Consider the following 23,622-nt stretch of genomic DNA (forward strand, 5'->3'; position numbering starts at 1 on the left):
AAATGCGCATCATAAAAGCGATATTGTTGATGCTCTGTGCATCTACAGCACTGTGTGCAAACATACCCGATAAGGAGTTTAAACGCCTTCTCGGGTCATATCGCGCCTGTTTTCTCCTCTACAGTGTTGATGAAAAACGCCTTGTCACTGCGTACAATCCTGAAAATTACTGCAATACCCGCCTCTCACCGGATTCCACCTTCAAAATAGCAGCATCTCTGATGGCTTTTGATAAAGGAATCATTACTCAAAAATCGGTGTTTAAATGGGATGGTGTACAGGAGGGGCTTCAGGAGTGGAATCGTAATCAGACGCCGCATTCATGGCTGCAGTATTCTGTGGTGTGGGTCACGCAACAGCTGACAAGGCAAATGGGGCTTAAGACCATTCAACACTACCTTAATGCTTTTCACTACGGTAACCGTGATTTCTCAGGCGATGCTGGCATGCACAATGGTCTGACGCACGCCTGGCTCAGTAGCAGCTTAAAAATTTCTGCCATGGAACAGATGGATTTTCTGAAAAACATGGTGAATGGCTCATTGAAAGTATCGCCGAGAGCGGTAAAAAACACCATTGATAACATGTACCTTGGAACGCTTGTTAATGGAGAACGGCTTTACGGAAAAACTGGCGCAGGTCGTAACGGACGGAATGAGCGCTTGCCAAACCCCTCTCAGTTACGGGATGGCTGGTTTATAGGCTTTGTAGAAAAAGGTAACAGGCGCTTTATTTTTGTCAGCAATTTAACAGACAGGGCGGTGGTCTTACCTCATTCGAGCGATGGACAGCCTGCTTTCGTGCCCTATGGCTCACAGGTACTGAAGCCTCTGGTAATCACGCTTTTGAATGCTTTTTTCTCATAAAGCATAATACAGAGCTATAGTTAACAGACATAGAACATCCTATTGAGCCAAGCATGAAGCGTCTTTTGATGATTTTTTGTGCATTAGCCTTATTCAGTTCGAACATGTATGCACAGCTGAGTCTGCGCGATAAAATCGGCCAGATGTTGATTATCGGATTTGATGGCAAAACAGTAAGCCGTGATTCTCAAATCGTTAAGGACATTCAAAACGATAACCTTGGCGGTGTGATTCTATTTGATGTTGATGTGAGGACTAAACGGCGCGGCAAAAACATTGAAAGCCAGGAACAGGTCAAGCGTTTGAACCATGATTTGCAATGTGCTGCCACAGCCGCGAGCCTTGCCCATAGGCGTCCCTTACTGCCATTGATTATCTCGATTGACTATGAAGGCGGTCAGGTGAATCGCCTGAATCCTGTGTATGGTTTCCCTGAGGTTCCACCAGCCAAAGCGGTTGGACAAAGCGGTAAAACCTCTGCAAAGGCTGCGGCAAACACCATGGCAGATGTTTTGAAGGAGGCAGGATTCAACCTGAATTTGATGCCGGTGGTAGATGTCGATGTGAATCCGAATAATCCCATCATAGGCAGGCTTGAACGCAGCTTTTCAAAAGATCCGAATGACGTGGCAATGTTTGCTCACTTGTATGCAAAGGCATTGCGCAATAACGGCATCCAGTGTGTCTATAAACATTTTCCGGGGCATGGCAGTTCAACGGCTGATTCGCACCTTGATTTTGTCGATGTGACCGACTCGTGGAAGTCGCTTGAGTTAACGCCCTACAGAATACTGTTACAGGAAAAGGATGGATGCGGTGCCATCATGTCGGCACACGCAGTCAACCGACAGCTTGATAAAAGCGGGACTCCTGCCACTCTTTCGCACACCATTCTCACGGAACTTCTGCGCAAAAAACTTGGATTTAACGGCGTTATCATGACTGATGACATGCAGATGAAAGCCATCAGTGCCCATTATGGGCTGGAAAACGCCATTACAATGGCCATTAATGCGGGGGCCGACATGCTCATTTTCGGCAATAACCTCTTAGAAAAGCCCCAAACACCGGAGGCATTGATTGATATAATTGCGAGCAGGGTTGAAAGCGGTGACATTCCTCGCCAGCGCATTGAGGAAGTCTGGAAACGCATTGAGGCCTTCAAAAAAACCTTGAAACCCATGCTGCCATCCGACTGCGAAACATAACGTGCCCTTGTCGCATGAAATGACGTATTTTGGTGAGTGTAAGAATGATTGACATGACCATGTCCCGAAAATAAATTTTTTTATAACCAAATTATTTGAGTCGCATACTTTCTGAGGAGATATCCAACACATCTGAAGGTGCCTCTTTTGGCATTGGCATTGGCATTATTTTGGCAAGGTTTATTACATGATAAACATACCATTTTCATGCCAGTCATACCCTGCATCGATAGAAAAAAGATGTCCATCCAAAGAAAAGTAGCGATTGTAAACTTCATTGAATTTAGCCTCACAGGGAATGGGAAAAGCCGGAAGATGCCCATTTTTAATGGCAAAATTAATGTCGCTATAGAGTCGTGCAATAACTTCGAGTTTCAAATCCTTCATTTATTTAATTAATGGGTTAAAGACTTCAGAGAATTGTGACGGATGTACTTTGCCATGAGGCTCTAATGCCGCTGGATAAAGGCTACGGCGCATCAATTTATCTATTAGTTGAAGCTTATCATTCCATAGTTCTATCAGCTTGATTTTTTCCTCTGGTTTTAACGCAATCCATCTGTTCATTATTGATAAATGTATATCAGATATCTTGAAAAGACCAGCTTGCTGATTTTTGAACCATGGACTCTGTAGCACTGTCATGTCTTATGGTTTTATTTTTTTTGAATTATGGCTTGAGTTTAACATTACAACTCCTTTGGGTTTGATAAAAGATCCATTATTTGTGGTCGTGTAGGCTATTAAAAATCCTAGTAGATCTGGCAATACATATAGTTAGCTATATATATTGACAAGCTTATTGTCTCCGGGTAATCTGCCTTTCGAGAACTGACTCTCTTGTTTAATATTTTGAAAGGATATCAGATGTTAATAAAAAATATGCTTTTTATTTACCTGCCTTCATTTCTCTTCACCGGATCCGCTTTTTCAGGCACTCATGCTTCCTTACTTGCTGTTGTAGAAGAAAATGCTAATCATGTCAGTGTCTATCATCCGGAATCTGGCAAAAAGCCTGGCAGTTTGGAAATTGGCTTTTTACCGCTATTGGCTGGCTAGTGCGTTGTAATTAATTTGTATGTAATTTTACCAAAAAAATCATCTATCGACAGGGGGAACAGCGATGCCAGGAGACAATGTCATTATTACAGAAGCGGCATTTCAGACGTTGCACGATTTTGAAAAAATGAGAAAAGCGTTAAAATTATTGAACAAAATTCAGAAAAAAAGCGAACAACTGCTGTCTTTAGCTAAAGGTAATGCCGAGTCCATAGAATACAGAAAAGGTGAATTTTTAGCGGGATTTTATCGTGAATGTACGGCAGCCATAGGGGCATTTAATGAGCGTTTCTCAAGGTTCTCCGGAGATAGTGACGAGTATTTGCATTGCGCCAGTATGCTGCTGAAAGTGGAATTATACTTGTTGGCCATGCATTTTGATTCCAATATAGCGGTTAAATGTAGAACAAAAGCAGGGGCAGTTCGCGCAATATACAGTTGCACTTTGTTTGTTGCACAGGAATGTGCAACGCAGTTTATAAGAGGACAGCATCGAACTAAATTTGAAAGAGAGGATGGATTTGATTCACGCTTGACTGAGTCCAAAAAACTATTGATAAAATTCAAACATATAGTTGAGCCGGATGCTAGTTACATGGAGGACATTCAATTGACTTTATTGATGGCGGTTTATGCGCTTAAAAATATGGCCTTACCATTATCGGACGCTATTTTGGCCTCCGATATGAAAATCAGCCCACCTGGTGCTGACAATTTAACCCCCTTAGAGATGCATTTTTTAAGCAAGCTGTCCCCGTCTTGTAAGCTTGGTATTCCACAGGAGTGGAGGGTGGCCATGCTCCAGTTTAGCCGTTGGTATTGTCAACAGAAGGACGATCAATCTTGGCTTATCATCCCGTTATCGCAAGAGCAGTGTTTTAAGATAGACCTGAGCTGTTTATCGAGTTTGGATAAGAAGTTTATCCATACACCAGATCTCTTATTTATACCTGCATTAAAAGCTATTTTAATGCAGGTGTTGGAAGTGGAAAATGCCTTTGATCCGGAGCCGTCGCATACCGCGTCCTCCTCCGCTTCTTCCTCTTGCGCTCCGTAGAACGCCGTTGAAAAAATATATTAAATACAAGGCATTAAATGTAGCTGTGGCCAAGGATGCAAAGCCCGGCATCAGATGATGTGAGGGCATCCATTTCTGACTTGTGTGACGTAATTAGCATTTCAAATACCTATGGTGCCTGTTTGACTACAGTGAGAAATAATTGGAATTATTTCCAGGTAATGGCGTTGTTTCATTGGTTTCCTTGTTCTGCAAATAAGCCATCCGCCTTTTAATTTTAGCCTTGCCGCCATTATTTTTTCAGGATGAACATCCATGAGCGGTAGTGAACTGCCAAAGATAGTAGACAAAACCTGGGATGATATTGAAGCGACCATTGCAGCGAATGAGGCCAGCGATTTGCCTGCCGGCATCAGGGAGTTCACGATTTCCTGTGTCCGTCTTGCTGTTTGGCTGACTAAAGCCCTGTTTGAGCAAAAAATAAAATTGTCCAACCTGGAGATATGTGCAAAAACCGATACCATTAACCAGCATTATTTAACTTTGGACAAAATGATGCAATTTAACAACGAATTATTATTGTAGATTCCTTCTATTCTGAAGGGGGAGCGCGCAAACAAATCTCTGAATTGTTGCTCCGTTCTTTCCCTTCCTTTAGTTATCGACATGATTAATACATCTTCAACAAATTTGAATTCCGGCGTATTTTCGTTGATAACGCTTTCAAAAACCATGAGCATAGCATCAATAGACATGGCATTGGCAATGTTATTCAAAATAATCAAGGCATTTTCATCGTCCCAGTCATGAAGAACACGTTTCAGTATGTAAAGATCAGCATCGGATGGAACAGATTGAAAAAAATCACACGGTTTAAATAAACTGCGTGTTGCAAAACCTGCTGGCGGAACTAGAACGGATTTTTGAGTATGTTCAATTACATGTGATTGATCACAAAAAACACCCTGTATTCCTGAGTTTTTGATAAGAATATTCCGTAATAACCCACCTTGGCCGCATCCAATATCCATAATCGTATGATACTGTGAATAATCAACACAGCTGGAAAGAGTCTCTTCTTCAAATGCTGAATAATTAGACATGCCTTTATCAAATAGTTCCTGATAACCTGCTTGTGATTGCAAATATGGAAAAAACTCCATATTCAAAGCTTTTTTACAACCAGGCTCTCCAGTTTCCAGTGTGTAATCCAAGGCATCCAGGCAAGTGCTGAATACATCATGGCTAAACACAAGCAAGTCGCGAACGGATTCATGTGCCGTGGAAACCATTAATTCTGATAATGGGGTTAATTGATAGCGACCGAAAGAGTCTGTTGCAAAAACAGCATGTTTTTCCAGCAACTTCAACAGGCGCATTAGCGCATTTTCATGTAAATTGAGCTTTTTTGCCAACTGTTCTGACGTGTGCGGACCATCCACCAGACAATCGGCGATTTTCAGCTTTGCAGCAACGCGCAATGCTTTGGGCAATACGTAAGAGTAAGCGATATGTATTAATTGTTCTCTGCTTGATGAATCCATTTTTTCCATCCATTAAATTTTCAAATCTTCTAATCGCCATAACCCAAGACTCTTATCCTCATACATGCCGTTGTTCTGCAGGCAACCTTCAACAATTAATTGATACGGTTTTGGTAAATTAAAAGGGGCTTTTTCCAGGTTTATCGGATACCAGTCACCTGTTGTGATATCTGTATTACCATGGCTTTTTGGAAAGGTGGTAGTTAACAACCAGGAAGCACCTGATTTTTTGAAGTTTTTTAATGCTTTTAAACTGTCTTCATGGGAAAAATGAACCAGTGCATCCCGACACATAATGAGATCAGATGCTGGTAGTGGATCCCGGGTAATATCAGATTGAAAAAAAGTGAACGTATCGTTATCCTGATATCGAGATGTATGTTGCTGAATCAGGCTCTCAACGATGTCAATACCGATATACCGTATGGAGGATAAGTTTAGTTGAGTAATCCAGTTCAAATCTCCACATGGTGCATCCAATAAAATCCTGATTTTATATGTTGTAAGTAATTCGTTTAATTGCTTGTTTAACAAACGGGTTTCATGATGGCTTGATCCTTCACCAGAAACAGATTCTGTCGATCCCCAAAGCTTAAGAGAAAGAATTTTATCAAAGGTTTCTTTCAAAGTATAAGAAACGCCATTATGTTTTTCTTTTTCAAAATACCGTGCATCAAAGGATACTTGGTCTCGACGTATTTTGTCATATTCCATTAGAACTAATTCCGTTAGCTGGCAAGCTAAGCAATCTATTGATTAAGCATATTGAAGTCAAGAGAGCTGCTGGTAGAACGCACTAAATCCTCATCACATACACTTTTCATAGCTCACTACCTGCACAAAAAACGCGCCATTTTTGTAATGAATGCATAATGCCGGGGCACATGCCATTTTCAAGTACAAGCCAGTTCTCTTGTAATAACACTACCGGAAACCAGATGAACTGTGAATTTTCGGCAGTCATGCGTGACTATATAACCTGCAAGAAATTACCCTGTTGCCTTTACATTTCATTTTGGAAGTAACAAATGACCTTGTAGCAGCAACCACCTTCAAACTTGAATATCACTCTCTTTATCTCAATACAGCGCAGCATAATAGATAAAGTGTTTTAGAGTGCCTGGTGTTTCTATAATAAGCAGTCTTGACCAGTCTATTGACTTGCCTGCGATATGTGCGCGCCCTGGGTCAGGAATTATACGAGCTATTTTTCCGCATTGTTAAACAATATTGATTGAGTGATTTTTGAAGTTATTATATTATGAAATTGGATAAAATTTTTCTGTTGTACATCAGGAGTTATGGATACTAATCCACATCGAGCCGCATGAAATGGCAGGTTTGTCATGGGGAGACTATGTCAAAAGATGTTTTTTTTCGCACGCTTTCAGAGCAGTGTTACGTGCACGTACCTTTTAAAGTGCCTCACGGCGCGGTTGATTTAGCAGTAGCGGCTTTTTTCCGTTTTTTGCAAGCACCAGCAGCCATAAAAACGCACATTGACTTCAGCATTGCACCTTTGCATCGCCGCGGTGATGTGGGTTATAAACACCGTCTCGCGACCGATGACATCTATAACGATGACAAAGAATTTTTTCATTATCATCCAGCGATAGAAAGCCACTATGCCGATTTTTTATGCGAGAACCCAGTGGTTGCGGATTTGATTCAATGTGCACGACCTCTATGGGACGCGACGGCCACCACTGTCCGCGAGACGCTGACGCGTTTTGAGAAGCATTCACCCGGTATTGTGAACCGTGTTTTTGACACCACAAATCCGCATATCCTCCTTCGTTTTTTGAAGTACGACTGGACTGACTCGGGAAGAAATCTTGCGAAACCACACTTTGATGCCGGTTCCTGCACACTTGCGATTGCCGAAAGCACGCAGGGTCTGCGTATTGGTCGTGATGCAGACACTTTAAGTCTTGTGAACCATCGACCCGGTCAAGCGATATTCATGTTTTCCTCCAATTATCGGCAATTACTTCAGAATGATGCCTTTCAGCCTGGCTGGCATGATGTAATTCAAATCGATGACACCCTTAAGGGGCGGCCTTTTTCGCGTTGGGCCATTGTTGCTTTTATCGAAGCCCATGGTGTAAAAGCGCTGTCGCGCAATGAGACCCATAAGTGGGCATTAAACGGTTAGGTCACTCATCGCTGTCGGGATGACAAGGTATTTTGCATCGACTATCTTTAGTATCAGGATTACCTGTATAAACGGATAAGTAAACATGCAAAAATTGTATCTGCATATAGCTTTCGGGTTGCTGTTTTCCGTCGCATCATCTGTCGCGTTATCGCTGTCAGAATCTGCTATACAATCGCAGCAGGATATTCAGGATGCATGCCGGGCGCAGGTAAGTGCGCAATGCATGAGCAAGCGCTGCCCGGATAAAGTGGACGATAACTGCAAAAAAGTCTGTGATGACATGGCAGATAATCAGTGCCGCTGGGCAGGTGAGTAGGGCGGTTAACGCCTCATTGGCGCGTTTCCTTCCATTTCAAGCCATTTCAAGCGGGGATTTGCAGCAAGCGCTTCGCGACCGGCTTGACCAATGAGGTTATAGCGGACTCCAAGCCCATAAAGGCTCGTGTTTTGTGACAGCGCAAGAGCACCCGCATCACCAATTCTGTTGTTATCAAGGAAGAGAATTTCAAGCGTAGAAGACTCCGCAAGAATGATGGCGCCCTCATCATCAATGCCGGTGTTCTGCAAGGTAACCGCAAACAGTGAGGGATTAAGGCTGACCGCTCGCAAGCCCTTCACGCCCGCGTGATTCTTCGGCACCTCGCACCCCAAAAGATTAGCAAAAACCAACCGTTTAAGCCCCTGAAGGCGCGCTACGTTCATGAGGCCTTCATCGTTAATGCCGGTATTACGGAGAATGAGCTCTGAGAGTTGATTCATGCCTGCAATAGCTTCTGCGCTCTGATTTCCGAGGTTTGAGCACTGAACGTAAAACCTGCGAAGCTGTGCCATTGTGGCAATGGCCCGCAGCGCAGAAGGGCGCAGGGAAGTATCAAAAAAGTTAAGTTCGGTGAGACTCCTGTTTCCTGCAAGTGCACCTATGCCTCGTGTATCAAATACATCGCCGCTGATGCTGAGCGCCTCAAGAGAGGTATTTGCAGCAATTTCGAGGGCGGTATCGACTCCCAGTTTTTCATGACCAATTCCGAGATGGCGAATGTTTTTATTCTGAACAATCGCTATGATGCCTGCATCATGAACTTCGCTCGCATCAAGCGATAAAGCAACAAGATGCGGGTTCTGTGCGAGTGCCATGGCTCCGGCATCTTTAATGGGGTTATGGGAGAGAAAGAGAATCGCAACAGAGGTATCGACTGCCAGTACAGCCGCACCTCGTTCGGTAATGTGATTATCGTCTAAATCAAGTCCTATGACGTGGTGTTTTTTCGCAAAAGCCTTAACAGGAGCAATGTCCTCATCATTGAGATTGCAGGAATATAACGAGAGAAAATCAGCCCATGGCTCGTAGTGTGCCTCAAGATTGTCAATACAGGGGTTGGCCGCGAAAGCTGAAATCATGGATAACAGGCAGGTAAGCGCCAGAGCGCACGTTAATTTTCGTTTCATCTGTTAAATTCCCTGTAAGTACGCCTTCCTATACCCAAAGAGGGTATACTAGAGCCTGTCTTAACTCCACAGGGAATTTAAGTGCTATTTTCACTTCCCATCATGAAAGGATGGGCGCTTTTAAGGCAGCCTCTTAATGCGTGATTTTCTGAACACTCCCTTTAAAATAGGAAGCCTCACCCTCAAAAGCAGGCTGATTCAAGGGCCGCTGGCGGGATTCAGCTGCGCACCTTTCAGAGAGCTTTTTTACCTGTTTGAACCACCGGCGTACTGTGTCTCAGAAATGCTCTCAGCGCATGATGTCGTGCATAAACATGAACTCCAGTCGCGCTATCTTCGGCGCTCACTTAAAGAAAGTATCCTTTGTTACCAAATTTCTGGAAATGATGCGCGCTTGATGACAGAGGCCGCCATCCGTCTGGAGGCACTCGGTGCAGATATGATTGATATCAACTGCGGCTGTCCAAAGGCCAAAATTCGCAAAAAAGGGGCGGGAAGTGCTTTGCTCGAGGCTCCGGAAACGCTTGCGGTGATTGTGTCGAGCATTAAAAAAAGCATTCGCTGTCCACTGAGTGTGAAAATCCGCCTTCAGGGAGAGGCGCCAGACCTCGAGCTTGTTAAAAGGCTTGAGGATGCAGGCGCCGATGCGTTGATTATTCATGGAAGGCGCTGGCAGGATAATTATGACACTCCCGTAGATTTTCAGCAGATTGCAGCCTTGAAACAACAGACAAAGCTGCCGGTAATTGCGAATGGGGATATTTGTGACTACGAAAGCGCAGAAGCAGCATGGCGTGCCACACGCACTGATGCCTTGATGATTGCAAGAGCCGGAACGGGAAAGCCGTGGCTGTATGCATCCTTGTTAAAGGGTTCAGTCCATTCTCCAACAATAGCGCATCGCATTGAGCTGTTCATGATGCACCTTGAGGGACTTGCCGAATTAGAGAGCGAATACCAGGCCGTTTTACAAAGCAAAAAACTGGTGCGCTATTATTTTAAAGCAGTATTGACGGCTGATTTCCTGCAGGTTTTTTATAATCAGCGTGATTTGATGAGCATAGAAAAAATGCTTGCTCATCAATTGGTTTAGAGTATCTTCCCCTATAAAAAATGACCAGGAAAGCAAATGAATATCATTGAAACTGAAAGATTAATTCTGAGAACCTGGGAGGAGGGTGATGTGAGCAATTATTATTCACTCAATCAAGACCCAAAAGTGGTTGAGTTTTTACTCAATATGACCTCAATAAGCCAGGCGCAGACATTTATCGAAAAAATGAATCACCAGTTTCATGCTCATGGATACACTTTATTTGCACTGGAAGAAAAACAATCTGGAAAGCTGATTGGGTTTGCAGGGTTAAATGCCCCAGCATGGAGTGAAAAATTCACCCCATGTGTTGAAATTGGCTGGCGATTGAGCTCGGCCTTTTGGGGAAATGGTTATGCAACAGAGGCTGCCAAAGCCGTTCTGGCTTATGGATTTAAAACGTGTGCGCTGGAAGAAATTCTTGCGTGGACTGTTCCAGAAAATTTCAAATCCATACGTGTGATGGAAAAAATAGGGATGGCGCGAGATTTAAAGAGTGATTTTAATCATCCCGAGATCCCTGAAAGCCATCGACTCTCAAAACACATACTTTATAGAATTAAGCGCAAATAGTTTCATGCGTAAAATCCCTTAAAATTAATTATTTTTTTAATTTCTTTGAATCAAGATGGGGTTTAGGTATATCGACCGTCAGAACCTGTGATTGATACATGCTGTGTTTAAGTCCCCCCTTTATCTCCCTGTCAACATAGTCAGGTAACGATGCAAGATTATTATCTCTGATTATATCTAAACGGGTAGCAGACAGATTTTCTGCACTAAAAATGAAAGCGGGAACAGCGTAAGCGCTCAGTAAACCACCCCTGCCGCAAGCATCCTCTATTCCCTCATTGAAACCTGCAAACAACACAAGGTCGATGTATTTGCATGGCTCAAATACACCCTGACCAACATCCGAAATGCAAAAACCATCGAACAACTCGAAAAACTCCTGCCCTGCCATATCGATCGGAACCTGCTGGCTGATATGCGGAGTCTGCTCGTGTTTTCAACCCCTGAATAGGTGGGGTTTACTGAGCGCTTACGTTGAATTATCTACTTGACTGTGTTAAAATTGCGCAGATATTCACTAGAATGCACCCCGAAAGAGGTTATAAGATGCCCAATCATGACAATACAAGCCATGGCAAGAGAGCCCTGATGCAGGCCATAATCGGGAGGCTTCGAGAGTACGCCGGCGGCTTCTTTGTTTTCCGAAATAAAGAAGTCAATGCGCTGATAGAGAAATATCAGGGCGCAGAAAACCAGAATTACCTACAGTTGGTTGGTGAGCTTGCACGCATATCAGACGGGCGTGACGGAAGGTTTTCAAGGGCCAGGTCGGATATCACCAAAATGGTGAGCGACTACATGGGAAGTCTTGGCGCCGCCCATTCCTCCTCTCAGAAAACTGTAAGCTTGAGTGCAAGTTCATCAGGCTTGATTCAGGCCTCCTCCCTATCGTTCTTGGAGCCCGAGAGCGATGTCAGTTTTTTGTTTGGCTCTGACAAGGCCGCGATAGTTACCCGGATTGCTGAGGATATCCTTGCAGGCGACTGGCGGCAGTATAACAATCTTATTGGTATCGCCAGGGCCTTCCGCATCGAGACATGGGACGCGACGTCCGGGCTCATGGAGCTATGCGAGACGCTGATGGTTGGTGAGAATCCCTCATCCCATGCCATGGTCCTTGCAGGAGCATTTTACCATGAGGGCAGCCTTAATGTGCCGAAGGACTACGCCCGCGCCAAACTGCGTTATGATTTCGCAGCAGCGCTTGGGCATGCGGGTGCCATGCTTAACCTGGGGTTAATGTATGAGCGCGGCGAAGGCGTGACGAAAAACCTCGATTCTGCCAGAGAGTATTATGAGCGGGCAGTAGCGCTCGGGAATGCGGGTGCCACGCTTAACCTGGGGTTAATGTATGCGCGCGGCGAAGGCGTGACGAAAAACCTCGATTCTGCCAGAGAGTATTATGAGCAGGCAGCAGCGCTCGGGAATGCGGGTGCCATGCTTAACCTGGGGTACATGTATGAGCGCGGCGAAGGCGTGACGAAAAACCTCGATTCTGCCAGAGGGTATTATGAGCGGGCAGCAGCGCTCGGGAATGTATGCGCCATGCTTGACCTGGGGTTAATGTATGAGCGCGGCGAAGGTGTGACGAAAAACCTCGATTCTGCCAGAGGGTATTATGAGCGGGCAGCAGCACTCGGGAATGTGTACGCCATATTTAACCTGGGGTACATGAATGAACTCGGCGAAGGCGTGAAGCAAAATTTCGCTCGCGCCATAAAGCATTATGAGGAGGCAGCAGCGCTTGGGCATCCGGGCGCCATGCTTAACCTGGGGTTAATGTATATGCGCGGCCAAGGCGTAACGAAAAACTTCGTGCTTGCCAGAAGGTATTTTGAGAAGGCAGCACTGTACGGAGATGCGGACGCAATGCTTAACCTGGGGTACCTGTATGAGTACGGCCTGGGCATGAAGAAGTGCAACTTCGATCGTGCCAGAAGGTATTATGAGGAGGCAGCAGCGCTTGGGCATGCGGGCGCCATGCTTAAGCTGGGGTTAATGTATGCGCACGGCCAAGGTGTAACGAAAAACTTCTTGCTTGCCAAAAGACATTTTGAGAAGGCAGCACTGTACAGAGATACGCGCGCAATGCTTAACCTGGGGTACCTGTATGAGCACGGCCTGGGCGTGAAGTGCAACTTCGATCGTGCCAGAAGGTATTATGAGGAGGCAGCAGCGCTTGGGCATGCGGGCGCGAAAAAGGTGATTGAGCGACTGACCGAAGCTCAGCGGCAAGAAGACCTGAAGAAGCCACTGGGTGAGGGCGTGGTAGCACTTGTCGCACAATTTTTCCATGACAAATTTCAAGTAACACCAACCGAAGTAACGGGGATTCATGGGGATGTATCGGTTAAGGTATCCATCCCCCCTGGGAAAATGGAAGTGCTGCGCGGCATTTTCCAGGAAGTGGGCGCATGCATTGCATTCAGCGCTGAAATTATCGATGCAGACCTTATGTTAACCATCACAAGGGTGAGTTATCAGGACTATTGTGGTCTTGTCCAAAAGAACCCGGTTGTCGATGGGCTTTCGCTGACAGCTTCATCCGGTGAAGATGATGCGGGCAGACATGGAAGACCGGAAGACGAGACCTGTCAGGAAGCTGCCGGTACACGCGTCGATGATACATGGGATGCGCAGAAGGGTGCCCCGGCCCAAACAGCCGGCGCATCCAGCTCCTTTCATACCTTGTTTGGCCAAAGGGGGGGGGGTGGCAGCAACACGGCAGCTAAGCGGGGCCCGGAACACGAAACCCTTTGGACCACTAGACAGGGTTAGTTAAGATATAATTCTCGCAGAGTTAAAGGAGTCGAAATGAGCGAGAAACGCAAACGTTACATACCTGCGGAGAAGGCCAAAATTGCATTAGAGGCAATTAAGAGCGAGCAGACACTTGCACAGATAACGTCCAGATATGGCGTGCACGCAACATAGGGCAATACCTGGAAAAAACAGGTTCTGGCGTATCTGCCAGATGCGTTCAGCGACAAAAGTGGCGAGGTAGTGGGTGTAGGTGATGGTTTCGGTTGAGGCTTCAGGAAGCTCCGGCGTGGCAATCGCCTCGTCAAACTGCAGGCACAACTGCTCCACCGATCGCCGGCTTTTGTCCCAATTGCCGTCTTTCCACAAACTTCACGGAACTGCCTTCCACATTTCCCGCCATACGGTTGTGCTGGTATACAAAACTGCCATAGCTTATCCCGTTCGCTTCACAGTATGCCTTTTGGGTCAGCCCGTTCGCCTTCCATGCTTCTTAATGATTGCGCCAAAAACCGTGTAGCCTGACTTTGAAAGACTTTGGCCTATGCGAGGTAATAAAAGTTTGTAATACAGCATCAAGGTAATTAAAATGTGAGCATCAAATTCACATGAGAGACAGAATGAGAAGAAACAATTCAGGCCGTAGGGGCAAAAAACGTTCTGCTACAATTATTCCCGCACATATTCCTGAGGTAATAGTATCAGATTTTAGAATTAGCGCTATTACCGTCAACAATGTTGAAGAATCAACAGGCAATGTTAAGCATGACCTCGAACTAATAAAACAGTACCTGCCACAAAATTCCCATCCGTTGTTCATACAACTCAGGCAATCATTTACCCCGGACGCCGCAAATAAAGTGCGCTCGGTCGTTAAAATTGCAACGCGTTTGATTGAAATGCCCACAACATCCACGGAAGAGCGGCTGTATTGTGTCCTTGCCCGATGGCATATACTCAACGAGCTTTTGTATCTCGAAAATCGGTTTAGCTTTGGAGATGGTGCGAAAAACATTGAGAAGATAACGCTAAGTCTTGACGAGATAGCAAAGGATGATGAGCTTATTGAAAGCTTCATTGAAGCATTTGCCCGTAATATGGACTCTTATCCCGTTGAGTCACGGGAAAAACTTGCTCTGGCTCTCAGTTGTTGCGCAAATCTTTATCTATATATACCGGGGCTTTACGCTAAAAAATTTAGCGAGGAAAGTGGTCTTTCTTCTGACGTCAGTGAGCAACGCTGGGAAAAATGCCTTGTTCTTTATCAAAAAGCGGTAAACAGGTATAAAAAACTGAATAGTCTGGTTGGCAGTCTACTTCAAATACAATTACAGTCCTTGCTTAACCAGGGCCCGGCACGTCCTTCTGGGGTACAAACCAGTGCTGGAATCCTCGCTATTCGCTCAGCCCTTGAACCTGCGAGAACCCAGATTGACAAACTGAACACAGAATTAATCCTCAAAGCCCTCCCTCCAAAAACATCACCGTTCATGCATGCTTTTCTGAGTAATCCGGGATTTGATGCTCCTTATCTTTCAAGCGATGCCTTAATGACAACGGCAGTATTCGTCAACCTGGTGATTGCTCTTCGCAATCATCCAGCCGCTTTTGAAGATTCAGGGCTGTACTCGGCAATTAGAGAATGGATTGGACACCCGGAGAGGTTGCGGCATGTATCGAAGTTACTGTTAGAAATGACCAATAACCATATTGGAAGCCTTTCAAATTATGAGAAAACAACGAATAATCTACTGGATATTTCAACAGATTTTCCGTTATTTCAGGTCTATTTTGAATCCCAAAAAGTACTTGTTTTCTTTTACAAAATGTTTGAAAACGCCCGTAAAGATGAAGAAGCAGGCTTTTGCAACAACATCGTGATTGAACTTTGGCAATACCATCAGTCTTGCTTCAAACTTGGCGCCTTTGATTATTACCAAAAAGCTAAAGAAAGCGATATTGGCGCATATCACCTGCAAAGAGCCGCATATTTTGAGAGCTTTTCTACGATTGGGGAGCGATTGACAGGAATTTTACAAAGGGTGTGTCGTCAGGAAAATCCCGAGGGTCTTACTGCCGTACAGATTGAAAAGTTGTATCAACATCGCTTTAAACACCTTCAAAAGATGCTGAAGCTGCAATATGCCAGTCTGAACATGATGCTTTTGGAAAAGAGACTCGATAACGTTGAACAATGCATTCAAACTGTTCACATCATTAAGTCTATGTTGTCGCAATCAAGTATCGAATTGAACAGCCTGAAGCCTGCGATAGATGTCGTTGATAAGGCAGGCATGCCAGATAATAACGCCGAATTGGTGCGGGATCTTTTGGCAGCAGCACCCTCTGATTCCTTAAAGCTGGCCCGTACCTTGTGGTTTATGTTGAACACCTTTTTAAGCATGCCTGAAACAGTAAGCCTCGGTAGCGAGGCAGTTGAAGATATTTCAGGGGCGCTCGAGATATGCAATGCGTTGCTTGCGGGCCTTTCTGAGCCATCAGTATCGACCATTTCGTTCTCTGAGATAGCGAGAATCATGGATGAAAAAATTCCTGCCGTTTTACCCCGAATATCCACTGGAGCTCTCTCGCTCCGCTTTGAGCTGGCAAAAAGCCTTGAAACACTGTTTGAGCGTTTTTCAAAGCTTCCTGATGGACGTCGTTTCGATGAATATCTCCTGCAAACTGCAGTTGGAGTGATTAAGGCGCACCTCACAAGGGTTAAGCATAATGCCCGAAAGGCTCTAGAGGAGCTTCATGCACCCAGGGTTCGTGCTTTGATTGCATCTTTGGATCAAGCCCCCCAACGCCCGTCTACAGAGCGTCCCAAGGCACCATCTTCAGATGACGTAGATACCGTGGAAACTTATCTTCAGTGCCCGATATTTCTTGCGCTTCTTGAAAAAAGCCTTCAAGTAAGAAAGAACTGGGAACAGGTAAATTTGGCGGCAGTGTCCAGGCTCTTTGTGCAACTGACACAGGCAGAGTACACGGAACGACTGCAGTGCAGCGTGTTCATGCTCTTTGTCTTAAGGTGTCAACAACAAAAAAGTAAGTCGCGAGCAGATTTGGCCGAAATGTATTTGGCCCTTCACAATGTATTTTTGGCTATTCCGCTACAGGGGGATTTTATAAAAAATCCTCGGCTCAAAAAAGCGAGCCTTGCCGTTCTTGATATGTTTCTCAAAGAAGTATTGTACTGGTCAGAGGAGGGGGAGCCGGGGCGCGCAAACAGCGTACTTTCTGAAGCAACCGCTTTGTGGGAGGCAGTGAAAGAGCTTTGTGCGCCGGATGAGCTTGCCTGTTTTGATAATCAGATATCCAGTACGGTAGCAGCCAAATCGACCAGGGAAAGTTATCCTGAGCTGCTGGCATTTTTGAAAAATCCACACATCTCTGCGTTTCAAGTGAAAGATTTTTGGCCGCCACAGAAAGGTCGGCAGGAAGAAGCTGACAGGCTGCAGAAATTCCAGTCTGCATGGTATGCGCTTTCTTTTAACTCCGGGATTATTCAAAAGAGAGAAGAGGCAAGGGCGTTGTATCAAGCATGGTTGAAAGATTTAAGCAGCTGTGAGGTGAAAACCACCAGAGATTTATTAACCATAGCGTGGCTGGATCATTTTCACCGGTTTTTGGCCAGCATGCCTTTATCCGCCAGGCTTCAAGTGCACCCGGAAACGTTAAATACGGTTCAAGTGCCTGAGTTTTCACAGAAAATATCAGGCAAAGGTAAAGCCAGTGCCGTCACGCAATCCTCACGATTGAAGGCCATTGAGGAGTATAATCAAAAGAGTGCGGCTAAAAGTTTAGCGCCTAAACCTGCAAAACGCACAAGGGGGGTTGGAAAAAAGGGGAGAAAACCCGCGCCGCTTTTGGATGCGCATACCGCAGCATCCAGTAGCATACCAGCCATTGTTGTAAATGCATTACAAGCGTCTGTTGACAATAACCATGCACGAAACGATTTTGGCACATCAACAGCAGTTGCTTCCACCGCCGACAATGCTGAATCTTCAAATGTTCCGTTCATCCATTTGCCGGCAGGGTACCAAAATCCTCCCTTTGTTCAGCATATTCTCGAAACGATAGAAAAAAAGGGATACCAGGCATACATTATCGGAGGATTTGTTCGGGATACTTTGCTCGGATTGACGCCAAATGATGCTGATTTGCTGACCGACTGCCCGCCAGCCATCCTGCAGACTCTGTTCACAGAGATACAAAAGAGCAAATATTGTACTGACGCAGAGGTTTTCCATCTGACAAATCCTGAAGACAGTTCACTGGTAATCGATATAACCTGTGGTCAGGGCGATACGCCGGAGAAGTTATTATCCAACGGCGATTTTACTGTCAATGCCTTTGCTGTGAACGCACAATGCAAGTTGCTCATACCTTTTCCTGAGAGCGTTACTGATTTAAGGAACCGGGTGCTGCGCACCATTATCCCGTTTGATGCATCCATCAAAAAAGACCCTGCTCGACTGCTGCGTTTAATAAGGCTTTGCAATCAACTTCGATGGGAACTGGACTCTGAAACCGTTGAGGCGATACACCGTGTGCGTCATAACCTGTCTTCACTCTCCTTGATGACACTCGTAAAACAAATACGCAAGTGTTTTCCAATAAACGCTGATATTGCCCTTGCCAATCTGGAGTCTTTTCTCAAGTGTGACTTGTTTCCCGCCATTTTTAGCGAAAAACCGGTCGTGACGCCTGCTTCACCAGCGTTAACTGATTTTATCAAAAGGGCGTTTTTGGTCATTCTGGCTGGTGATGAATTTGAACGGATGGAAGATTTGCTTGCAGTGGCTTCCTTAACACTAATGGCCCCGAAAAAGGAGATAATGGCTACGATTGACACATGGCTCAAGCGGATCGTTCCCGAACAAGACCAAAGGAAGGCGGTGCTTTTGAAGTCCTGGCTGCCGATAAAAGTAGCGAAATATCATGCTTTATCGCCAATTAAAATGTTTAACCCAGGGGCTTGTGAATTTGATCCGGTTAAAGCGCTTGAAACGCGACAAACCGCATCAATGATTGTTGCTGCTCAAGACTATTATACTGATATAGGCGCGGATTTTTGGACGAAAAAAAGGTATTTTTAAGAGCTATTCTTCTATTATAAGAGGAGAATAGGATGACCAAAAAGCGAAATTATTACACTGCATCAAAAAAATCAAAGATTGCACTTGCTGCCATTGAGGGGAAATTGACCCAGGCCCAGTTAACCAGCGAGTACGGCGTGCATGCTACCCAAATTAAAGCCTGGAAGCAAACGGCATTGCAAGCGATATCTGACGTGTTTTCCAACACTCGCGACAAAGATAAAAAAACACAAACAGAACTTATCGATGCCTTATATGAGGAAATTGGTCGGCTCCAGGCACAATTGTCCTGGTTAAAAAAAAAATTTCCATCTGAGCCTGGATGAAAAACGCAGACTCATCGATAGCAGCGCTGAAATAACGATCCGAGAGCAGTGCATGCTACTCGGATTGAGCGTTTCCAGTTACTATTACAAGGCGTCTTCCATATCAGCAGAAGATGAGCGATTAATGACGCTGCTTGACGAGCATTATCTCCAATATCCCTGTGAAGGCAAAATTAAGCGCGCACAATGGCTATCAAAAGAGGTTGGTTATACTGTTGGTAGACGTCGTATCAAGAGACTCATGGAGGTCATGGGGTTAGAAACCGTCTACCCAAAGCCAAATACAAGCGTACCCAATAAAGAGCACACCGTGTACCCCTATTTATTGCGAGATATCGATATCACAAAACCCGATCAAGTATGGGCGGCGGATATCACATACGTCAGGATGAAAGGCGGTCACGTCTATTTGCTCGCCATTATGGATTGGTATAGCCGCTATGTGGTTCAATGGGCCGTTTCACCAACGCTTGAGGCTGAATTCTGTGTAGAAGCACTTAGAAATGCTTTGCTGAAAGGACGATGTGAAATCTTCAACACTGATCAAGGGTCACAATTCACCTCAAGTGACTGGATAAACACGCTAAAAACCCACAGGATCTCCATCAGTATGGATGGGCGAGGTCGCTACCTTGATAATATTTTTATAGAGCGTTTATGGCGTAGTGTTAAACAAGAAAAACTCTATCGATATTCTTTTGAGTCAATTGAAGAAGTTGAGCTGGCATTATGTGAATACTTTGATTATTATAACCACCGAAGACCGCACCAGTCCTTCAGATATTTCACACCAGCGGACATGTATTTTCAACACCGTAAAAAAACATGAGCTCCGTGTGTCATGGCTTACCCACAGGGTCAACAGGCCTATCCGAGACAATGAAAGCTCTCCTGGCCTATGGACTTGTGGATAAGCCATTCTGAGAGCAAGGTGATTAGACTAACAAGATGGGAATAGCTCTTATTTTCCCTGAATTTTGTTCCAGTGCCCCGGACCTATCTAATACAGCCTGTCGGAGTTCGTTTTTTAGCGCTTCAGACGATAGAATGGCGGCCTCGTCATCAAATACGCCGTATATAATGCCGCAAGAGCCTTACATGCTGGCGTTTCAGTGACTTGTTTTTGGGGGTTATTTTTGACGGACTGAAGCCGTTTCTCATCATCGCTTAATTCTGCCTCTGTCGCATGGGAAATGGTGGTGTTTTCAGTTAATACCATGCGTATTGGTTTTACCAGCCCACTGAGAAGCTCAATCAGAGGTGCCAGATCCCCCATGAAACTTTCTTTGCTCCCTGTCATATATTGCGTGGGATGGCAGCAGACCAGTTTAATCGATAACCCGCCTGCCTCGATAATTCCTCGCAAAATATCCGTTGAGTCAAGATTTTCTAAAGAAAAAGAGATGAAGGTGCAAGAGGTGGGTCACGGTTACTGACCCCCTAAGGTATAATTTCCTGATTTAGATAAACTCTGTTCAGTTATACCGTCAGCATCAGGGAACAGAGGGGCATGAATTGTTGGTGGATCTTGAGTAATCGATGTTGTTGCATCAATTTTTATCTCACGTTCGGGCTCATTGTTTCCAATAGTATGCTGCTCATTGATTTGATTGTCTGTACTGAAGAAATTACGCACATTTTCAATACCAATTTTTATAGAAAAATATGATTTTATTGCAATGAAAGCCGGTATTGTAAAAGGAGAAACGGCCAAGACACCTATTGCTTTTCCAAGATTTCTCGCAATGTAATTCAATCCTATGAGTAAAAAATTAACACCATTAAGTCGATATTGATTCCAAGTAAAAGCAAAACTAGATACTAACTGATTTTTATCAGTAAGACCCATCGCATGCATCGCCCATTGATGAGTTCCTCGTGGAGCAAAATACCCGGGGTTACCAGCTATATAAGTAAATGTAGGTAATTTTATTTTAATATATGGAATGTCTATTGCCTCCAAAGTAGGCATGAGCCACTGAAAACCAAGGGTGTACGCCATTGCTTGCTTACATAATTCAGACGACAAATACAAAGGATAACCAACAACCTTAGTTTTTATATTTGAATAATTATATTTTAAATTTTGTACTTCATTTTCATGGCTTGGCATCTGAATCCCCGTAAAAAACAACAATCTTTGTACATTATACCCAAATTTTATTAAGGAATTATTAGGGCGTGTCATCAATTAACTCGGCCCGAGTTGCTTCAAATGACCTGTTACCGAAGAGGAAGGGTAAAGTGGAACTTCGCATGGATTTATATTTAAAACATCAGCGTATACGTTACCTACGTTATTTTACAGACCGCCGGTTAAGTCCATAACCCCGTAAATTCAAAACTGATTTTTATAGAGGCAGGGCGATTATTGATCTAATAACTTAGATTATATATACCCAAAAAACTTTAGGCTATGCTACACCAAAGGAACAATTTGCAACCGGGGTTTAAATGACAAATAGAAATAAAGATAATGTTTATCAGGTTTATGATGAAATTATTGATTGGTTTGACAATGCTCGCAAAAAAGATCTGAAAATGGAGAAAACTTATTTAAACTTTATTCAAAAGCATCTTCCACGTAACAGCAAAATCCTGGATGTTGGTTGCGGGACGGGAGAGCCTATAGCAAAATTTTTAATTAATGCAGGTTTTGCAGTGACTGGAATAGATGCCAGCAAAAGAATGATTGACAGGTGTAAACAAAGATTTCCAAAGGAACGATGGCTGATAGCTGATATGCGCACGTTAGATTTAAATGAAAAATTTCATCCAGTCATTGCATGGCATAGTTTTTTTCACTTATCCCATGAAAACCAGCGCAGCACATTAAAATTACTGGCGTCTTATGTACATCAAAATGGTTTATTCATTTTTACATCGGGACCCTTTGTACGGGACAAAAAACTTGAAGTAGCTCATTGATTAATAGACAATCCCTGCGTTTCTGTTCAAGGAAAAGGCATGGAGTCATGGAAATCAACGAGCTGAGCGGTATATTAAACGGATATTTTAGTTGGAACAAGGCAAGAATGACCTGTTTCGCCTGTATGCTGGTATCATTGTTCAAAGTAAGAACGGTCAATTTAAGCGAACTGGCCTGTGGCTTTGAAAGCGAGGCAACAATAGAATCGCGCTACAAGCGTATCAAGCGATTTTTCAGGGAATTCACAATATGCTTCACCGCTCTGGCCGGATGGGTGATGACTTTTTTTGATTTTGACCAGACGCCGTTGTATCTCAGCATAGACAGAACAAATTGGCAGTGGGGCAAGCAGGATATCAATATATTAATGCTGTCTATTGCCTACAAAGGGATAGCCATCCCTCTCATGTGGGATTTGCTGCCCAAGCGCGGGAACAGTAATACCACAGAGCGTATAGCCTTACTTAAGCGTTTTATAGAGCAGTTTGGCAAAGAAAGAGTTGCCTGTCTGCTGGCTGACCGAGAGTTTGTTGGAAACGAATGGTTCTCATGGTTGCGTAGTGAAGGGATCTCATTTTGCATTCGAATCAAAAGCAACACTCAAACCAGCAACAGCTTGGGGCTTGACGTTAATGTGGATGCTCTTTTCTACGATCTGAAGCCTGGTGAACAACGAAAACTGAGGGGTGAGCGCAGGCTTTGGAAGCAAAAAGTCTGGTTGAGCGCGCTCCGGCTTACAGATGGTGAATTACTTATTGTTGCAACAGATAAAGAAGTTGATTCACCTATCGAATTGTATGGCCGGCGCTGGGAAATAGAAACCCTGTTTTCCTGCCTGAAATCGCGCGGCTTTAACTTTGAGGACACGCATATTACAAAGCCGGAGCGTATTTCGAAGCTGATAGCACTTTTAAGCATCGGCTTTTGTTGGGCTTATAAAGTAGGTGAATGGCGCAACGAGCAAAAAGCGATCAAAATGAAAAAACATGGTAGAAAAGAGGTCAGTATTTTTCGTTATGGTCTTGATTTTCTACGTGATGCGGCTCTCAATGCAAAGCAGAATATCTTGAGTTTAATTGGTCAGGTGATGGCCTTCTTGAGCATCGAGGCACCGACCGAGGCGTTGATATGATTTTTTGTCCCGTACAGAGATCGGGACCAGAATACGGTGAAGTTTGGAGTGATAATGGGGGGCATGAGCTATATCATGCATCACTCTCTACTGAAGAATATCAACAACTCCTTATCGATAATCATTTTAAAGTATTGGTACAGATCCAGATTGCGGTGAAGCGACCGTTTGGGTTGCACAAAAAAGCCAGTTGCCTTAGCGAGCAGAATCTGCTCTGCGCCTTATTAGATTAAGTCTGATTATCTATATTAAGGGAACCCTCGGGAGAATCGTTCATAACGTTCACAACGCAGAGCAGGATCGTAATATTTCCGCTCCCTGACGGTCACGACTCGGATGGATTACTCTAAATCGCCTGTAAAACAGACCATAACCCCTCGATCTGCATCGCGGGGTTGCTGT

The 23,622-nt window shown here is 44.4% G+C and carries 25 protein-coding genes and 1 pseudogene; 17 read left to right on the forward strand and 9 right to left on the reverse strand.

Annotation, left to right across the window (positions count from 1 at the left end):
- Positions 1–2: 2 nt before the first annotated feature.
- Entirely contained in the window at positions 3–866 is an 864-nt protein-coding gene (locus tag E4T54_RS00505; RefSeq protein WP_028387221.1) for a penicillin-binding transpeptidase domain-containing protein, read from the forward strand.
- Between the two features lie 53 nt (positions 867–919).
- Complete coding sequence (locus tag E4T54_RS00510; protein ID WP_028387222.1) at positions 920–2,074, forward strand: glycoside hydrolase family 3 protein; 1,155 nt, start codon at positions 920–922, stop codon at positions 2,072–2,074.
- Between the two features lie 183 nt (positions 2,075–2,257).
- Here the strand turns inward: E4T54_RS00510 and E4T54_RS00515 are convergent, their stop codons facing one another.
- Both E4T54_RS00515 and E4T54_RS00520 read right to left on the reverse strand, forming a co-directional pair.
- A complete protein-coding gene (locus E4T54_RS00515; RefSeq protein ID WP_028387223.1) occupies positions 2,258–2,461 on the reverse strand; it encodes a hypothetical protein in 204 nt (67 codons plus the stop codon).
- Positions 2,462–2,719, reverse strand: coding sequence for a hypothetical protein (locus tag E4T54_RS00520; RefSeq protein WP_028387224.1), 258 nt, complete (start codon positions 2,717–2,719; stop codon positions 2,462–2,464).
- Between the two features lie 222 nt (positions 2,720–2,941).
- Between E4T54_RS00520 and E4T54_RS00525 the strand changes: the two genes are divergently transcribed.
- The 3 genes from E4T54_RS00525 to E4T54_RS00535 all read left to right on the forward strand — a co-directional run bounded on the left by E4T54_RS00525 (position 2,942) and on the right by E4T54_RS00535 (position 4,736).
- Positions 2,942–3,133 (forward strand): hypothetical protein, encoded by a 192-nt coding sequence (locus E4T54_RS00525; protein WP_028387225.1) that lies wholly within the window; start codon positions 2,942–2,944, stop codon positions 3,131–3,133.
- 64 nt (positions 3,134–3,197) lie between these two features.
- Positions 3,198–4,190 carry a hypothetical protein gene (locus E4T54_RS00530; protein WP_028387226.1) on the forward strand — a complete coding sequence of 331 codons (993 nt, stop codon included), beginning with the start codon at positions 3,198–3,200 and terminating at the stop codon, positions 4,188–4,190.
- Positions 4,191–4,466: 276 nt separating this feature from the next.
- Positions 4,467–4,736 (forward strand): hypothetical protein, encoded by a 270-nt coding sequence (locus E4T54_RS00535; protein ID WP_081776814.1) that lies wholly within the window; start codon positions 4,467–4,469, stop codon positions 4,734–4,736.
- On the opposite strand, the gene E4T54_RS00540 is transcribed toward E4T54_RS00535, so the two are convergent.
- Both E4T54_RS00540 and E4T54_RS00545 read right to left on the reverse strand, forming a co-directional pair.
- Positions 4,685–5,704, reverse strand: a complete 1,020-nt coding sequence (locus tag E4T54_RS00540) for a methyltransferase (RefSeq protein WP_028387227.1) — start codon at positions 5,702–5,704, stop codon at positions 4,685–4,687. The two genes, E4T54_RS00535 and E4T54_RS00540, sit on opposite strands and share 52 nt — an antisense overlap.
- 3 nt (positions 5,705–5,707) lie before the next feature.
- Positions 5,708–6,409 carry a class I SAM-dependent methyltransferase gene (locus tag E4T54_RS00545; RefSeq protein ID WP_035903662.1) on the reverse strand — a complete coding sequence of 234 codons (702 nt, stop codon included), beginning with the start codon at positions 6,407–6,409 and terminating at the stop codon, positions 5,708–5,710.
- 643 nt (positions 6,410–7,052) lie between these two features.
- Here E4T54_RS00545 and E4T54_RS00550 point away from each other — a divergent pair.
- Together E4T54_RS00550 and E4T54_RS00555 are read left to right on the forward strand one after the other, a co-directional pair.
- On the forward strand, positions 7,053–7,850 hold the full coding sequence (locus E4T54_RS00550) for a hypothetical protein (RefSeq protein ID WP_028387228.1): 798 nt from the start codon (positions 7,053–7,055) through the stop codon (positions 7,848–7,850).
- An 85-nt stretch (positions 7,851–7,935) separates the two neighbouring features.
- Positions 7,936–8,169, forward strand: a complete 234-nt coding sequence (locus E4T54_RS00555; RefSeq protein WP_028387229.1) for a hypothetical protein — start codon at positions 7,936–7,938, stop codon at positions 8,167–8,169.
- A gap of 5 nt (positions 8,170–8,174) precedes the next feature.
- Here E4T54_RS00555 and E4T54_RS00560 read toward each other — a convergent pair whose 3' ends face one another.
- Positions 8,175–9,299 (reverse strand): leucine-rich repeat domain-containing protein, encoded by a 1,125-nt coding sequence (locus E4T54_RS00560; RefSeq protein ID WP_028387230.1) that lies wholly within the window; start codon positions 9,297–9,299, stop codon positions 8,175–8,177.
- 136 nt (positions 9,300–9,435) lie between these two features.
- Between E4T54_RS00560 and E4T54_RS00565 the strand changes: the two genes are divergently transcribed.
- From E4T54_RS00565 to E4T54_RS00580, 4 genes are all read left to right on the forward strand, one after another.
- Positions 9,436–10,392 carry a tRNA dihydrouridine synthase gene (locus tag E4T54_RS00565; protein WP_028387231.1) on the forward strand — a complete coding sequence of 319 codons (957 nt, stop codon included), beginning with the start codon at positions 9,436–9,438 and terminating at the stop codon, positions 10,390–10,392.
- Positions 10,393–10,428: 36 nt separating this feature from the next.
- Positions 10,429–10,965, forward strand: a complete 537-nt coding sequence (locus tag E4T54_RS00570) for a GNAT family N-acetyltransferase (RefSeq protein WP_028387232.1) — start codon at positions 10,429–10,431, stop codon at positions 10,963–10,965.
- Positions 10,966–11,242: 277 nt separating this feature from the next.
- Positions 11,243–11,416, forward strand: coding sequence for a transposase domain-containing protein (locus E4T54_RS00575; RefSeq protein ID WP_238582768.1), 174 nt, complete (start codon positions 11,243–11,245; stop codon positions 11,414–11,416).
- 95 nt (positions 11,417–11,511) lie between these two features.
- On the forward strand, positions 11,512–13,743 hold the full coding sequence (locus tag E4T54_RS00580) for an SEL1-like repeat protein (protein ID WP_058386994.1): 2,232 nt from the start codon (positions 11,512–11,514) through the stop codon (positions 13,741–13,743).
- Positions 13,744–13,830: 87 nt separating this feature from the next.
- On the opposite strand, the gene E4T54_RS11965 is transcribed toward E4T54_RS00580, so the two are convergent.
- Both E4T54_RS11965 and E4T54_RS12160 read right to left on the reverse strand, forming a co-directional pair.
- The gene (locus tag E4T54_RS11965; protein ID WP_028387234.1) at positions 13,831–14,055 is read right to left on the reverse strand and encodes a hypothetical protein; all 225 of its coding nucleotides are present in this window, start codon (positions 14,053–14,055) and stop codon (positions 13,831–13,833) included.
- A complete protein-coding gene (locus E4T54_RS12160) occupies positions 14,030–14,197 on the reverse strand; it encodes a hypothetical protein (protein WP_425324516.1) in 168 nt (55 codons plus the stop codon). The genes E4T54_RS11965 and E4T54_RS12160 overlap by 26 nt, the downstream gene beginning before the upstream one ends.
- 388 nt (positions 14,198–14,585) lie before the next feature.
- On the opposite strand from E4T54_RS12160, the gene E4T54_RS00585 reads away from it, so the two are divergent.
- Genes E4T54_RS00585 through E4T54_RS00595 form a run of 3 tightly spaced genes read left to right on the forward strand, consistent with a single transcriptional unit; the run spans position 14,586 to position 19,988 of the window.
- The gene (locus E4T54_RS00585) at positions 14,586–18,833 is read left to right on the forward strand and encodes a tRNA nucleotidyltransferase/poly(A) polymerase family protein (protein ID WP_167755229.1); all 4,248 of its coding nucleotides are present in this window, start codon (positions 14,586–14,588) and stop codon (positions 18,831–18,833) included.
- A gap of 32 nt (positions 18,834–18,865) precedes the next feature.
- Positions 18,866–19,159 carry a hypothetical protein gene (locus tag E4T54_RS00590; protein ID WP_115152800.1) on the forward strand — a complete coding sequence of 98 codons (294 nt, stop codon included), beginning with the start codon at positions 18,866–18,868 and terminating at the stop codon, positions 19,157–19,159.
- Between the two features lie 37 nt (positions 19,160–19,196).
- Positions 19,197–19,988 (forward strand): IS3 family transposase, encoded by a 792-nt coding sequence (locus E4T54_RS00595; protein ID WP_238582805.1) that lies wholly within the window; start codon positions 19,197–19,199, stop codon positions 19,986–19,988.
- Between the two features lie 198 nt (positions 19,989–20,186).
- Here E4T54_RS00595 and E4T54_RS00600 read toward each other — a convergent pair whose 3' ends face one another.
- Together E4T54_RS00600 and E4T54_RS00605 are read right to left on the reverse strand one after the other, a co-directional pair.
- Positions 20,187–20,435: a hypothetical protein gene (locus E4T54_RS00600; protein WP_028386909.1), complete on the reverse strand. Its 249-nt coding sequence runs from the start codon at positions 20,433–20,435 to the stop codon at positions 20,187–20,189.
- Positions 20,436–20,588: 153 nt separating this feature from the next.
- Positions 20,589–21,272, reverse strand: coding sequence for a hypothetical protein (locus E4T54_RS00605; protein ID WP_028386910.1), 684 nt, complete (start codon positions 21,270–21,272; stop codon positions 20,589–20,591).
- A 341-nt stretch (positions 21,273–21,613) separates the two neighbouring features.
- Between E4T54_RS00605 and E4T54_RS00610 the strand changes: the two genes are divergently transcribed.
- The 3 genes and pseudogenes from E4T54_RS00610 to E4T54_RS12150 all read left to right on the forward strand — a co-directional run.
- Positions 21,614–22,087 carry a class I SAM-dependent methyltransferase gene (locus E4T54_RS00610; RefSeq protein ID WP_051550980.1) on the forward strand — a complete coding sequence of 158 codons (474 nt, stop codon included), beginning with the start codon at positions 21,614–21,616 and terminating at the stop codon, positions 22,085–22,087.
- 47 nt (positions 22,088–22,134) lie between these two features.
- Positions 22,135–23,220, forward strand: a complete 1,086-nt coding sequence (locus tag E4T54_RS00615) for an IS4 family transposase (protein ID WP_115152790.1) — start codon at positions 22,135–22,137, stop codon at positions 23,218–23,220.
- Positions 23,221–23,240: 20 nt separating this feature from the next.
- Positions 23,241–23,419 (forward strand): annotated as a pseudogene (locus tag E4T54_RS12150) (class I SAM-dependent methyltransferase); the annotation flags it as partial.
- Positions 23,420–23,622 lie beyond the last annotated feature (203 nt).

The organism is Legionella geestiana, from assembly GCF_004571195.1.
Taxonomy (GTDB): domain Bacteria; phylum Pseudomonadota; class Gammaproteobacteria; order Legionellales; family Legionellaceae; genus Legionella_B; species Legionella_B geestiana.